This is a genomic window from Dickeya aquatica (genome assembly GCF_900095885.1).
In the GTDB taxonomy this organism is placed as follows: Bacteria; Pseudomonadota; Gammaproteobacteria; order Enterobacterales; family Enterobacteriaceae; genus Dickeya; species Dickeya aquatica.
Map to the genome: position 1 here is coordinate 697,302 of NZ_LT615367.1, position 13,170 is coordinate 710,471.

Annotated in this window: 11 protein-coding genes; 8 read left to right on the forward strand and 3 right to left on the reverse strand. The window is 54.2% G+C overall.

All coding sequences use genetic code 11. The features are described 5' to 3' along the window. The first annotated feature begins 10 nt into the window (after window positions 1–10). The 8 genes from infB to DAQ1742_RS03230 all read left to right on the forward strand — a co-directional run bounded on the left by infB (window position 11) and on the right by DAQ1742_RS03230 (window position 10,079). Window positions 11–2,725, forward strand: a complete 2,715-nt coding sequence (gene infB, locus DAQ1742_RS03195) for a translation initiation factor IF-2 (RefSeq protein WP_067486581.1) — start codon at window positions 11–13, stop codon at window positions 2,723–2,725. 74 nt (window positions 2,726–2,799) lie between these two features. After that, on the forward strand, window positions 2,800–3,201 hold the full coding sequence (gene rbfA, locus DAQ1742_RS03200; RefSeq protein ID WP_035339800.1) for a 30S ribosome-binding factor RbfA: 402 nt from the start codon (window positions 2,800–2,802) through the stop codon (window positions 3,199–3,201). Beyond that, window positions 3,201–4,157: a tRNA pseudouridine(55) synthase TruB gene (gene truB, locus DAQ1742_RS03205; RefSeq protein ID WP_067486584.1), complete on the forward strand. Its 957-nt coding sequence runs from the start codon at window positions 3,201–3,203 to the stop codon at window positions 4,155–4,157. The genes rbfA and truB overlap by 1 nt, the downstream gene beginning before the upstream one ends. A gap of 180 nt (window positions 4,158–4,337) precedes the next feature. Then, a complete protein-coding gene (gene rpsO, locus DAQ1742_RS03210) occupies window positions 4,338–4,607 on the forward strand; it encodes a 30S ribosomal protein S15 (protein ID WP_035339806.1) in 270 nt (89 codons plus the stop codon). Window positions 4,608–4,879: 272 nt separating this feature from the next. Continuing rightward, window positions 4,880–7,000: a polyribonucleotide nucleotidyltransferase gene (pnp, locus tag DAQ1742_RS03215; protein WP_035339808.1), complete on the forward strand. Its 2,121-nt coding sequence runs from the start codon at window positions 4,880–4,882 to the stop codon at window positions 6,998–7,000. A gap of 127 nt (window positions 7,001–7,127) precedes the next feature. Further along, complete coding sequence (nlpI, locus tag DAQ1742_RS03220) at window positions 7,128–8,012, forward strand: lipoprotein NlpI (RefSeq protein ID WP_035339809.1); 885 nt, start codon at window positions 7,128–7,130, stop codon at window positions 8,010–8,012. A 108-nt stretch (window positions 8,013–8,120) separates the two neighbouring features. Further along, window positions 8,121–8,180, forward strand: a complete 60-nt coding sequence (gene yrbN, locus DAQ1742_RS20825) for a protein YrbN (RefSeq protein WP_107760761.1) — start codon at window positions 8,121–8,123, stop codon at window positions 8,178–8,180. 12 nt (window positions 8,181–8,192) lie between these two features. Beyond that, the gene (locus DAQ1742_RS03230; protein ID WP_035339812.1) at window positions 8,193–10,079 is read left to right on the forward strand and encodes a DEAD/DEAH family ATP-dependent RNA helicase; all 1,887 of its coding nucleotides are present in this window, start codon (window positions 8,193–8,195) and stop codon (window positions 10,077–10,079) included. A 57-nt stretch (window positions 10,080–10,136) separates the two neighbouring features. Here the strand turns inward: DAQ1742_RS03230 and DAQ1742_RS03235 are convergent, their stop codons facing one another. From DAQ1742_RS03235 to ubiU, 3 genes are all read right to left on the reverse strand, one after another. Continuing rightward, window positions 10,137–11,156, reverse strand: coding sequence for a luciferase-like monooxygenase (locus DAQ1742_RS03235; protein ID WP_035339814.1), 1,020 nt, complete (start codon window positions 11,154–11,156; stop codon window positions 10,137–10,139). 117 nt (window positions 11,157–11,273) lie between these two features. Then, window positions 11,274–12,152: a U32 family peptidase gene (locus DAQ1742_RS03240; RefSeq protein WP_035339816.1), complete on the reverse strand. Its 879-nt coding sequence runs from the start codon at window positions 12,150–12,152 to the stop codon at window positions 11,274–11,276. A gap of 14 nt (window positions 12,153–12,166) precedes the next feature. Continuing rightward, window positions 12,167–13,165 carry a ubiquinone anaerobic biosynthesis protein UbiU gene (gene ubiU / locus DAQ1742_RS03245; RefSeq protein WP_035339818.1) on the reverse strand — a complete coding sequence of 333 codons (999 nt, stop codon included), beginning with the start codon at window positions 13,163–13,165 and terminating at the stop codon, window positions 12,167–12,169. Window positions 13,166–13,170: the final 5 nt, after the last annotated feature.

The following is a 13,170-nucleotide window of genomic DNA, read 5'->3' on the forward strand; positions in this document are numbered from 1 at the left end:
AAGGAACAGCATGACAGATGTAACCCTAAAATCGCTGGCCGCAGAAATCCAGACGCCGGTTGACCGCCTGATACAGCAGTTTGCTGACGCGGGAATTACCAAATCTGCGTCAGATTCTGTGACTCAGCACGAGAAAGAAACCTTATTGGCTCACCTGAACCGTGAACGCGGTGGGGCATCCAGCAAATTGACGTTGCAGCGTAAAACCCGTAGCACATTGAGTATTCCCAGCACTGGCGGTAAGAGTAAGTCGGTGCAGATAGAAGTCCGCAAGAAGCGCACTTATGTAAAACGCGATCCTCTCGAAGATCAGCAGCAAGCCGCAGAGGAAGAGCGTTCACGGCGTGAAGCGGAAGAACAGGCGCGACGCGCAGCCGAAGAACAAGCCACACGAGATGCTGAAGACAAAGCAAAACGTGAGGAAGAAGAGAAGGCAAAGCGTGCTGTTGCTGAAGAGCAAGCCAAACGTGAGGCCGTGGAAAAAGCTAAGCGTGACGTAGCGGAAAAAGAGAAAGTGAGCAATCAACAGAACGATAGTATGACTAAACCAGCTCAGGCTGAGAAAGCGCGTCGCGAAGCGGAAGCGGCTGAACTCAAGCGTAAGGCGGAGGAAACAGCCCGTCTTAAAGTCGAAGAAGAGGCCCGCCGTATCGCCGAAGAAGCTCGCAAGATGGCAGAAGAAAATGCCGGACGCTGGGAGAAAGAAGGCGAAGAGACCGAAGACTCTGATTACCATGTCACTACGTCTCATCATGCGCGTGAAGCGGAAGATGAGAACGATCGTCAGGTAGAAGGTGGTCGCGGCCGTGCTCGCAGCAGTAAAGTTGCCAAACAGAAAAAAGGCAGCCGCCTGTCTGAATCGAAAGCCGATCGCGAAGAGGCCCGTGCGGTGACTCGCGGCGGTAAAGGCAAGCGTAAACCAAGTACGCTGCAACAGGGCTTCAATAAGCCGGTGCAGGCGGTCAACCGTGATGTGGTGATCGGCGAAACCATTACTGTGGCTGAGCTGGCGAACAAGATGGCTGTCAAAGGCTCTCAGGTCATCAAAACTATGATGAAACTGGGCGCGATGGCAACCATCAACCAGGTTATCGATCAGGAAACGGCACAGCTGGTAGCGGAAGAAATGGGTCACAAAGTGATCCTGCGCCGTGAAAACGAGCTGGAAGAGGCGGTAATGAGCGATCGTGATACGGGCCTGTCTTCTGAGTCTGAATCGCGTGCGCCGGTGGTGACCATCATGGGTCACGTTGACCACGGTAAAACCTCATTGCTGGACTACATCCGCTCTACCAAAGTGGCAGCAGGCGAGGCAGGTGGGATTACCCAGCACATCGGTGCTTATCACGTTGAAACCGATAACGGCATGATTACCTTCCTGGATACCCCGGGGCATGCTGCGTTTACCGCTATGCGTGCTCGTGGTGCTCAGGCGACCGATATCGTGGTGCTGGTTGTCGCAGCCGATGACGGTGTCATGCCGCAGACTATCGAAGCTATCCAGCATGCCAAGGCAGCGAAAGTGCCGGTAGTTGTTGCAGTAAACAAAATCGATAAACCCGAAGCAGACCCCGATCGCGTTAAGAACGAGCTGTCACAGTACGGCATTATGCCGGAAGAGTGGGGCGGCGAGTCGCAGTTTGTACACGTCTCGGCTAAGAGCGGTACGGGTATTGACGAGTTGCTGGAAGCGATCTTGCTGCAAGCCGAAGTCCTGGAACTGAAAGCTATTCACAGCGGTATGGCGAGCGGTGTGGTAATCGAGTCCTTCCTTGATAAAGGCCGTGGCCCGGTTGCGACCGTATTGGTGCGTGAAGGGACGCTGAACAAAGGCGATATCGTACTGTGTGGCTTTGAATATGGCCGTGTGCGTGCGATGCGTGATGAGTTAGGCCGAGAAATCACTGAGGCTGGCCCGTCTATTCCGGTAGAGATTTTGGGGCTGTCCGGTGTACCGGCTGCCGGTGACGAAGCGACCGTGGTGCGTGATGAGAAGAAAGCCCGTGAAGTGGCACTCTATCGTCAGGGTAAATTCCGTGAAGTGAAACTGGCGCGTCAGCAGAAATCCAAGCTGGAAAACATGTTTGCCAACATGAGCGAAGGCGAAGTGTCCGAGTTGAACATCGTGTTGAAATCCGACGTTCAGGGCTCTGCGGAAGCGATTTGCGATTCACTGCAAAAACTGTCTACCGATGAAGTTAAAGTCAAAATCGTGGGCTCTGGTGTGGGTGGGATCACCGAAACCGACGCCACGTTGGCTGCCGCATCGAATGCGATTATTCTTGGCTTTAACGTGCGTGCGGATGCTTCAGCCCGTCGCGTTGTTGAAGCAGAAAGTCTGGATCTGCGTTACTACTCGGTTATCTATGACCTGATAGACGAAGTGAAGCAGGCGATGAGCGGTATGCTGGCACCTGAATACAAGCAGGAAATTATCGGTCTGGCAGAAGTTCGTGATGTGTTCAAGTCACCGAAATTTGGTGCTATCGCAGGTTGTATGGTGACGGAAGGTGTGGTGAAACGTCACAACCCGATCCGCGTACTGCGTGATAACGTGGTTATCTTTGAAGGCGAACTGGAATCTCTGCGTCGCTTTAAAGATGATGTCAACGAAGTCCGTAACGGTATGGAGTGTGGTATCGGTGTGAAGAACTACAATGATGTTCGCACCGGCGATATGATCGAAGTGTTTGAAACCATTGAGATTAAACGCACCATCGAGTAAGGCGTGTCATCACGTACCTGATGTTTTCATGCTGGGGGGCCGAGTGCCCCCCGCTTTTTCCCTGAGGATTCGTCATGGCGAAAGAATTCAGCCGCACACAGCGTGTGGCGCAGGAAATGCAAAAAGAGATAGCCATTATCCTTCAACGCGAAGTGAAAGATCCGCGTGTTGGCATGGCAACGGTATCCGGTGTCGAAGTGTCTCGCGATCTGGCTTATGCCAAGGTCTTTGTCACGTTCCTTAATGACAACGAACCGGAACAAATCAGAGTGGGTATTAAGGCATTGCAGGATGCCTCTGGTTTTATTCGTATGCTGATTGGGAAAGCGATGCGCCTGCGTGTCGTGCCTGAGCTGACCTTCTCTTACGATAATTCGCTGGTCGAAGGGATGAGAATGTCAAACCTGGTGACAAACGTCGTCAGACGCGATGCCCAACGTCGTTCCTCAACGGCTGACGATGAGCAGGAGGGCTAATGTCGCGTCCTCGTCGTCGTGGTCGGGATATTCACGGCGTTTTGTTGTTAGACAAACCGCAAGGCGCATCATCCAACGATGTGCTGCAAAAGGTAAAACGCCTGTTTAATGCCAACAAAGCTGGGCACACCGGTGCGCTTGACCCACTGGCAACGGGCATGCTGCCTGTGTGCCTCGGAGAAGCGACCAAATTTTCCCAATACTTGTTGGATGCAGATAAACGCTATCGTGTTATCGCCCGTCTTGGGCAGCGAACGGATACGTCAGATGCAGATGGTAATGTGATAGCACAGCGTCCTGTCACATTTGATAATGATGCACTGATGCAGGCCTTAGACAGTTTTCGCGGCCATACCCAACAGGTTCCTTCCATGTACTCGGCTCTGAAACACGAAGGCCGCCCGCTGTATGAGTATGCACGTCAAGGCATAGTGGTAGAGCGTGAGGCTCGTGATATCACGGTGTACGAACTGCAATTCATTCGCTGGGAAGGGGATGAGCTGGAGCTTGAAATCCACTGCTCGAAAGGGACTTACATTCGCACCATTATTGACGATCTGGGCGAGAAGCTAGGATGTGGTGCGCATGTTATCTATCTGCGCCGTTTACAGGTGGCGACATACCCGACCGCACGGATGGTGACACTGGCACAATTGCAGGCACTGCATGAGCAGGCGTTGGCGCAAGAGCAACCTGTCGGTGAACTGTTGGATGACCTGCTGCTACCGATGGATACTGCCGTGCAGGCATTTCCCGTGGTCAACTTATCTGCTGTCGTCGCGGGTTACTTAAAGCTCGGTCAGGCAGTAAGAGCGCCGGATGCACCGACACAAGGTATGGTGCGTATTACGGAAGGTGAATCCCACAAGTTTATTGGCATGGGTGAAATTGATGATGAAGGTCGCGTAGCACCGCGTCGGTTAGTCGTCGAAAACTTTCCTCCATCTTTTGCCTGATAACGAGCCAGCCGCGATGTCATCATATTTTCCCCTCCGAAAAGGCCGTGGGCCCGGCGTGTTTAGATGCCTTGTGCCTTGCGATTGGGGTAGGCTAAGAGTAAAATGGCGCGGCTTAAATCCTGGGTTGCTGAATTAGAGATCGGCACCTGTTTCTGTTTATCTATTTTGGAGTAAATCATGTCTCTAAGCGTTGAAGCAAAAGCGAAGATTGTTGCGGAATTTGGTCGCGGCGAAAATGACAGCGGTTCTACCGAAGTTCAGGTTGCCCTGCTGACTGCACAGATTAACCATCTGCAAGGTCACTTTTCCGAGCACAAAAAAGACCACCACAGCCGTCGTGGTCTGCTGCGTATGGTATCTCAGCGTCGTAAGCTGCTGGATTACCTGAAACGTAAAGATCTGGCACGCTACACTACCCTGATCGAACGTCTGGGTCTGCGTCGCTAATTCGACGAGTTTCAGGAGAAAGGGGCCTCTTTTGGCCCCTTTCTTCTAGGAAGTGCCAGCAAAACAGAGTAATGTATTGCTGTTGCAAAAATGATCCGTTATTACAGCGATTCGCGCGGCTAATGAGAAGTTTTATCTGCTAAAAGCGGTATAAGGCTTGTCATTAGTCGCGAGGATGTAGTGACAGGGTCGGTTATTTAACTGGTTTCACGGTGTCGGTGACAGACTTGTTGGATGACACACCGTGTATCCCTCTGGTAAAGGATAGTATTTTGCTTAATCCGATCGTTCGTAAATTCCAGTACGGCCAACATACCGTTACGCTGGAAACCGGTATGATGGCTCGTCAGGCCACTGCCGCTGTCATGGTTAGCATGGATGACACTGCCGTATTTGTTACCGTTGTGGGCGCGAAAAATGCCAAGCCGGGTCAGGACTTCTTCCCGCTGACCGTTAACTATCAAGAGCGTACTTACGCAGCTGGCCGTATCCCCGGTGGTTTCTTCCGTCGTGAAGGCCGCCCGAGCGAAGGCGAAACGCTGACTTCGCGTCTGATTGACCGCCCGATCCGCCCGCTGTTCCCAGACGGTTTTGTCAATGAAGTACAGGTGATTGCCACCGTCGTTTCCGTTAACCCGCAGGTTAACCCGGATATCGTGGCGATGATTGGTGCTTCTGCTGCGCTGAGCCTGTCTGGCATTCCGTTCAATGGCCCGATTGGTGCGGCACGCGTTGGGTATATCAACGATCAGTACGTACTGAACCCGACCAGCGAAGAGCTGAAAACCAGCCGTCTGGATCTGGTAGTGGCCGGTACTGAAGGTGCGGTGCTGATGGTGGAATCTGAAGCGGATCTGCTCAGTGAAGATCAGATGCTGGGGGCGGTGGTGTTTGGTCACGACCAGCAGCAGATCGTCATCGAAAATATCAAAGCACTGACCGCAGAAGCCGGTAAACCGAAATGGGACTGGCAAGCTCCTGCTGTGAATGTGGAATTGCATAACCGCGTGCAGGCGTTGTCCGAAGCCCGTCTGGGCGATGCTTATCGCATCATTGAAAAGCAAGAGCGTTATGCTCAGGTTGATGTGATTAAATCTGATGTCGTTGCGGCACTGCTGGCTGAAGATGAAACGCTGGACGAAAATGAACTGCGTGACATTCTCGGCAGCATTGAGAAAAACGTGGTACGTAGCCGCGTGCTGCGTGGTGAGCCACGCATTGATGGCCGCGAAAAAGACATGATCCGTGGTCTGGACGTGCGCACCGGCGTGCTGCCGCGTACTCATGGCTCTGCACTGTTTACTCGTGGTGAAACACAGGCGCTGGTGACGGCGACGCTGGGTACCGAGCGTGATGCGCAGAACATTGATGAACTGATGGGTGAACGTACCGATCGTTTCCTGCTGCATTACAACTTCCCGCCGTACTCTGTGGGCGAAACCGGCATGGTAGGTTCACCGAAACGCCGTGAAATTGGTCATGGCCGCCTGGCGAAACGTGGCGTGCTGGCCGTGATGCCGAAACCAGAAGCCTTCCCGTACACCGTGCGTGTGGTGTCTGAAATCACTGAATCTAACGGCTCTTCTTCCATGGCGTCCGTGTGCGGTGCTTCTCTGGCGCTGATGGATGCTGGCGTGCCTATCAAGGCTGCCGTCGCGGGTATTGCGATGGGTCTGGTAAAAGAAGGCGACAACTACGTTGTGCTGTCTGACATCCTCGGCGATGAAGACCACCTCGGCGATATGGACTTTAAAGTTGCCGGTAGTCGTGAAGGCGTTACCGCCTTGCAGATGGACATCAAAATCGAAGGGATCACCCGCGAGATCATGCAAGTGGCACTCAATCAGGCAAAAGGGGCGCGTTTGCACATCCTGGGCGTGATGGAGCAGGCTATCAGCATTCCGCGTGGTGAAATCTCTGAGTTCGCTCCGCGTATCCACACGATTAAGATCAGCACTGACAAGATCAAAGATGTGATCGGTAAAGGTGGCTCGGTTATCCGTGCGCTGACCGAAGAAACTGGTACCACCATCGAAATTGAAGATGATGGTACGGTGAAGATTGCGTCTACTGATGGCGATAAAGCCCGCCTGGCGATCCGTCGCATCGAAGAAATCACCGCTGAAATCGAAGTGGGTCGTATTTACCAGGGTAAAGTGACCCGCATTGTTGATTTCGGTGCATTTGTGGCGATCGGTGGCGGTAAAGAAGGGCTGGTACACATTTCTCAAATTGCGGACAAGCGTATTGAGAAAGTGACCGACTACTTGCAGATGGGCCAGGAAGTACCGGTCAAAGTGCTGGAAGTAGACCGTCAGGGGCGTGTCCGTTTGAGCATAAAAGAAGCAACTGCTCAATCTCAGGAAACTGTTCCGGTTTCCAGTGAAGAATAATAACGGATAATCGATTGGCAGCTCCTTACAGTGTGAAGGAGCTGCGTGTATTATAAGGAACGGATATCCTTATACTGAGCAGTCGGGGACAGGATGTTCATCCAATGTTTGTCTTCGGGAGTGGGAAATGAAGCCTTTCTTGCGCTGGTGTTATGTTGCGACAGCAATCATGCTGGCAGGATGCAGCAACACGGATTGGCGCAAAGATGCATTGCTGGCCGTCCCGTTGCAGCCTACGTTGCAACAGGAAGTCATCCTGGCACGCATGGAACAAATCCTCGCGAGCCGGGCAATTACTCCCGATGAGCGGGCACAGCTGTTATATGAGCGCGGAGTGCTGTATGATAGTCTCGGGTTACGGGCATTAGCGCGAAATGATTTTTCACAAGCGCTCTCTATCCGCCCCGATATGCCGGAGGTATTTAATTATCTCGGCATTTATTTGACGCAGGCAGGCAATTTTGATGCTGCCTATGAAGCGTTTGATTCTGTATTAGAGCTTGATCCAACTTACAATTATGCGCGTTTGAATCGGGGCATCGCTTTGTACTACGGCGGTCGCTACCTGTTGGCGCAGGATGATCTGCTAGCGTTTTATCGCGACGATCCTAATGATCCTTTCCGTTCCCTGTGGCTTTATCTGGTGGAGAGAGAAATCAATCCCGAGAAGGCCAAATCGGCGTTAAAAGAACGCTACGAGGGCGCAAAGAAAGGTGTGTGGGGATGGACGATTGTCGAATTCTACCTGGGCTACATCAACGAGAAAACCTTGATGCAGCGGATTCAGGAAGAAGCTAAGGATAACACTTCGCTCGCCGAGCATCTCAGTGAAACTGACTTCTATTTAGGTAAGCACTACCTAAGTCTGGGGGACAAGAACACCGCCGAGGCGTTGTTCAAGCTGACGGTTGCTAACAATGTTCACAATTTTGTTGAGCACCGCTATGCATTGTTGGAATTGGCGCAGTTAGGCCAAGAGCAAGACGACCTATCAGGATCGGACCAGCAATAGCTGACGAACACCTTTCAGCCTGAAATCATGATGATTTCTTCATCGCCTTAACGGGCGAGGCTTTATTGTTCGCTTTTTAATCCAATTTGAGCCGGTTCACACTTTTCAATGAAAATGATTGAGTATTTTCTCGACAAGTTATGTAGACTGGCCGCCATTTTGAAGTGAGGCTTAGTTTACATGGCAGAGTTTGAAACCTCTTTTGCTAGCTTGGGGCTGTCTGCTCCTATTTTGAATGCACTGTCTGACATGGGGTATGAAAAACCGTCCCCGATTCAGGCGGAGTGTATTCCCCATTTGTTGAACGGCCGTGATGTGCTGGGTATGGCCCAGACAGGTAGCGGCAAGACAGCGGCGTTTTCTTTGCCGTTGCTCAATAACATCAAGGCTGAACTGAAAGCGCCACAAATGCTGGTGCTGGCACCGACCCGTGAACTGGCGGTGCAGGTAGCAGAAGCCTGTAATGAATTCTCTAAACATATGCAGGGTGTTAACGTGGTCGCACTGTATGGCGGCCAGCGTTATGACGTGCAGTTACGTGCCCTGCGTCAGGGGCCGCAGATCGTCGTCGGTACGCCGGGTCGTCTGCTGGATCACCTGAAACGCGGTACGCTGGATCTGTCCAACCTGAGCGGTCTGGTACTGGATGAAGCCGACGAAATGTTGCGTATGGGCTTTATTGAAGATGTGGAAAACATCATGGCGCAGATCCCGGCTGAACATCAGACCGCGCTGTTCTCCGCCACCATGCCGGAGGCGATCCGCCGCATTACCCGTCGCTTCATGAACGATCCGCAGGAAGTGCGTATTCAGTCCAGCGTCACCACGCGCCCGGATATCAGCCAGAGCTACTGGACGGTATACGGCATGCGTAAAAATGAAGCGCTGATCCGTTTCCTCGAAGCGGAAGACTTTGATGCAGCCATCATTTTCGTGCGCACCAAGAATGCCACGCTGGAAGTGGCCGAAGCGCTGGAGCGCAGCGGTTATAACAGTGCGGCGCTAAATGGTGACATGAACCAGGCGCTGCGTGAGCAAACGCTGGAGCGCCTGAAAGATGGTCGTCTGGATATCCTGATTGCCACCGACGTTGCCGCTCGTGGTCTGGACGTTGAGCGTATCAGTCTGGTGGTGAACTACGATATCCCAATGGATTCCGAGTCCTATGTTCACCGTATCGGCCGTACCGGCCGTGCGGGCCGTGCCGGCCGTGCGCTGTTGTTTGTGGAAAACCGCGAACGCCGCCTGCTGCGCAATATTGAACGCACCATGAAGCTGACCATTCCTGAAGTGGAATTGCCGAATGCGGAATTGCTGGGTCAGCGTCGTCTGGCGCAGTTTGCGGCAAAAGTTCAGCAGCAACTGGAAAGTAGTGATCTGGATCAGTACCGTGCTCTGCTGGCGAAATTGCAGCCTGCGGATGAGCTGGATGTGGAAACGCTGGCAGCGGCTCTGCTGAAAATGGCACAGGGTGAACGCCCGCTGATCCTGCCGCCGGATGCACCGGCACGCCCGCGTCGTGAATTCCGTGAGCGTGAAGATCGTTTCGAGCGCCGTGGCGAACGTAATGATCGTGGCCCGCGGACTGAGCGCAGTGGCAGTGATGAGCGCCCGGCTCGCCGTGAGCGTCGTGATGTGGGTGAAATGGAGTTGTACCGCATTGAAGTGGGCCGTGATGATGGTGTTGAAGTTCGCCATATCGTGGGTGCCATTGCCAATGAAGGTGACATCAGCAGCCGTTATATCGGTAACATCAAGCTGTTTGCTTCTCACTCAACCATCGAGCTGCCGAAAGGAATGCCGGGAGAATTGCTGTCGCATTTCACTCGTACCCGTATTCTGAACAAGCCGATGAATATGCAACTGATGGGTGATGCACAGCCGCATGAACGTCGTGAGCGCCGTGAAGGCGGTGAGCGTGGCGAACGCGGTGGTCGTGGTTTCGGTGAACGTGCTGGCAGCGGTAATGGCCGCCGTCCGTTTGCCGGTGAGCGCCGTGAAGGTGGTGGTGAGCGTCGTGGCAACCGTGAAGGCCAGCGTGCACCACGTCGTTTCAATGACGCCTGATACAACCGGTCTTGATGTGAAAAACCAGCCTTCGGGCTGGTTTTTTTATGCCTGTGATTAGGCCATTCGCGGCTGGCGTACAACCTCTGGCTGTAATTGTGCGATAAGCTCAAAAGAGCGCAATCGGGCCTGATGGTTGAATATCTGGCCGTTGAGCATCAGCTCGTCGGCCTGGGTTTCCCGCAGCAGGGTTTGCAGGCCGTGGTGCACGCTGGCCGGCGAGCCGACGATGGCGAGCCGTAATGTCTGTTCCACGGCAAACTGCTCGGCGGCTGACCAGTAAGCCGCCATCGACTCGACCGGCGCAGGCAGCGGCCCCGGTGTGCCGCGGCGCAGGTTGATGAATTGCTGTTGCAGTGACGTAAACAGGAAACGGGCGTCGCTGTCGCTGTCGGCGGCGATGACGTTAACGCACACCATGGTGTACGGTTTTTCCAGTTGAGCGGAAGGCTGGAAATTGTCGCGGTAAAGCTGTAGCGCCTGTAACAGCATATCGGGGGCAAAATGGGCGGCGAAGGCAAATGGCAATCCCATTGAGGCGGCCAACTGCGCGCTATAGAAGCTGGAGCCTAACAGCCAGATTGGCACATTCAGCCCTTGTCCCGGCACCGCCTGCACGGCTTGTGCTGGTTTGGCATCGGCAAAGTAGTGCTGCAATTCGGCGACATCGCGCGGAAAATCGTCAAGATCGGTGTGCAAATGGCGGCGCAGTGCTTGCATGGTGCGCGGGTCGGTGCCCGGCGCACGCCCAAGCCCGAGCTCGATACGGCCGGGGTAGAGCGATTCGAGTGTACCGAACTGCTCGGCAATCACCAGTGGCGCATGGTTTGGCAGCATTACTCCACCGGAACCGAGCCGGATACGTTGTGTTCCACCGGCAATGTAACCGATCAGCACTGAGGTGGCGGCGCTGGCGATGCCGGTCATGTTGTGGTGTTCGGCCAGCCAGTAGCGCTGGTATCCCCAGGATTCTGCATGTTGCGCGAGATCCAAAGAATGGTGAAACGCATCACGGGCGGTATTGCCCTGCGGGATGGGAGCCAGATCGAGCAGCGAGAAAGGAACGTTAGCGGTCATAAGCGTCACTCATCAGGTTAAGGGGCTGAACGTGTCAGCCCAAAATAAACACGGATAAGATGTTACGCTGTCTTAACACGAGATAACGGACGATGCGTGCGCATCGTCCCTGACGAGCTAATCAACCAGCTCCAGCCCGGCCAGACGCCGCCAGTAGCCGTTGCAATCCTGCTGGTTTTCCAGCACCAGCGGGTGTTCCCCATGCTGGTTAGCGCGAAAACGCGCCAGCATCGCCAGCGTGTCAGGCCCCTGCGGTGACAGGCGCACGATATCCACCAGCCCGTCCATGGAGGCCAAATCATTACCCAGGTTATAGCAGTAACCGCTCTGAGTCTGGATACCGTTGAGCACGAACACCTGCTGGTTTTCCTGCGATAGCACCTGACGGCCTTGTGGATAGTTCAGACAACAGGTTTCACACTCATCTTTGGCGCGGTTTTCCGAGCGAGCGGTAAAACAGCGTGCGGAATAAGCCAGCGGCAGATGACCATAGCTCAGCACTTCAACCTCGAATTGATGGCGAAAGCCCAGCTCATCACATTGATTGAGCAGATGTTGCAGCCAGTCACGCGACAGCTCAACGGGCATACACCAGCGCATCATGCCCTGTTTGTGCAGCAAGCGCAGCGTATAGGCGTTGTAGCAATTCAGCGCATGTCCGGCGACAAACGGCAGACCGCGCTCGGCGGCCATATTAACCGCACCGAGATCGTTGGCTTCCAGCAGAAACTCGCCGTTTTCCACATAGCGTTGTAGCTCATTGAGTTCAGAGGGGGCTTGCAATAGCGCCAGCGTGGAGATAACCACTTGCTTGCCGCTGCGCGCGACATCACGCGCTAAGGCGAGCCAGTCGTTTACTTTCATGCTGCGCCGTTTACTGCACACCGTCTCACCCAGATAGATGATATCGGCACTGCTGGTAACGGCGGCGTGATAGAAAGCCTCAATGTCAGCTTTTGGCCAGTAGTAAAGCAGTGCGCCTAGTGAATATTTCATTGTGTGTTCTCCCGCTACTGCCACTGACGGTGGTAAGCGCCCAGCGTGGTTTGTGTGCCTTCGGCAAGTGCGCCCAGTGCATCCATCCATTCTGGGGTGGCACTGAAATGCGCCGGGTCGGCTTTGCAGCGGTCAATCGCCTGACGCCACACTTTTGTCACCTGACTGACGTAGGCCGGGCTGCGCTGGCGGCCTTCGATTTTTACCGACGCGATGTTGGCGGCCATCAGCTCCGGCAGCAACTCCAGCGTATTGAGGCTGGTCGGCTCTTCCAGCGCGTGATAGCGCTGGCCATCAACCAGATAGCGGCCTTTACACAAGGTGGGATAACCGGCATTTTCGTTATCCTGATAGCGGTCTATCAGTACATCATTCAGGCGGGATTCCATGCCCTGATCCGTTTGCTGCCAGCGCACAAAGCGTGCCGGCGAGCAGGCCCCCACGGTATTCGGGGACTCACCGGTTAAATAGGACGACAGATAACAGCGTCCTTCGGCCATAATGCACAGGCTGCCAAAGGCAAACACTTCCAGCGGCACCGGGCTGGTGCGTGCCAGCTGTTTGACCTGATGAATCGAGAGCACGCGTGGCAAAACCACCCGTGCGACGTCAAAATGGCGCTGGTAGAAGCGAATGGCCTGCTCATTGGTGGCGGATGCCTGTACCGAGACGTGTCGCTCAACGCTCGGGTAGCGCTCGGCGGCATATTCCAGCATCGCTAAATCAGCCAGGATCAACGCATCCGCTCCGGCTGTTTGCACGGCCGTATCCACCGCCCGTTGCCAGCGCGAGTAACCATCAGGGTGAGCAAACGTATTGATGGCGATGTGCAGTTTGCGCCGACGCTGATGCACATAGTCGCCAGCATCCTGCAATTTTTTGTCGGTGAAATTCAGGCCAGCGAAGTGGCGGGCGTTGGTATCGTCTTTCAGCCCGATGTACACCGCATCGGCCCCCTGGTCAATGGCGGCTTTCAGTGCCGGTAAGTTCCCGGCGGGGCAAAGCAACTCCATGGTTA

Bases quoted from the DNA above. Each gene is read 5' to 3' on its own strand.
- infB (WP_067486581.1), top strand. From the start codon at position 11: ATGACAGATGTAACCCTAAAATCGCTGGCCGCAGAAATCCAGACGCCG.
- rbfA (WP_035339800.1), top strand. From the start codon at position 2,800: ATGGCGAAAGAATTCAGCCGCACACAGCGTGTGGCGCAGGAAATGCAA.
- truB (WP_067486584.1), top strand. From the start codon at position 3,201: ATGTCGCGTCCTCGTCGTCGTGGTCGGGATATTCACGGCGTTTTGTTG.
- rpsO (WP_035339806.1), top strand. From the start codon at position 4,338: ATGTCTCTAAGCGTTGAAGCAAAAGCGAAGATTGTTGCGGAATTTGGT.
- nlpI (WP_035339809.1), top strand. From the start codon at position 7,128: ATGAAGCCTTTCTTGCGCTGGTGTTATGTTGCGACAGCAATCATGCTG.
- DAQ1742_RS03230 (WP_035339812.1), top strand. From the start codon at position 8,193: ATGGCAGAGTTTGAAACCTCTTTTGCTAGCTTGGGGCTGTCTGCTCCT.
- DAQ1742_RS03235 (WP_035339814.1), bottom strand. From the start codon at position 11,156: ATGACCGCTAACGTTCCTTTCTCGCTGCTCGATCTGGCTCCCATCCCG.
- DAQ1742_RS03240 (WP_035339816.1), bottom strand. From the start codon at position 12,152: ATGAAATATTCACTAGGCGCACTGCTTTACTACTGGCCAAAAGCTGAC.
- ubiU (WP_035339818.1), bottom strand. From the start codon at position 13,165: ATGGAGTTGCTTTGCCCCGCCGGGAACTTACCGGCACTGAAAGCCGCC.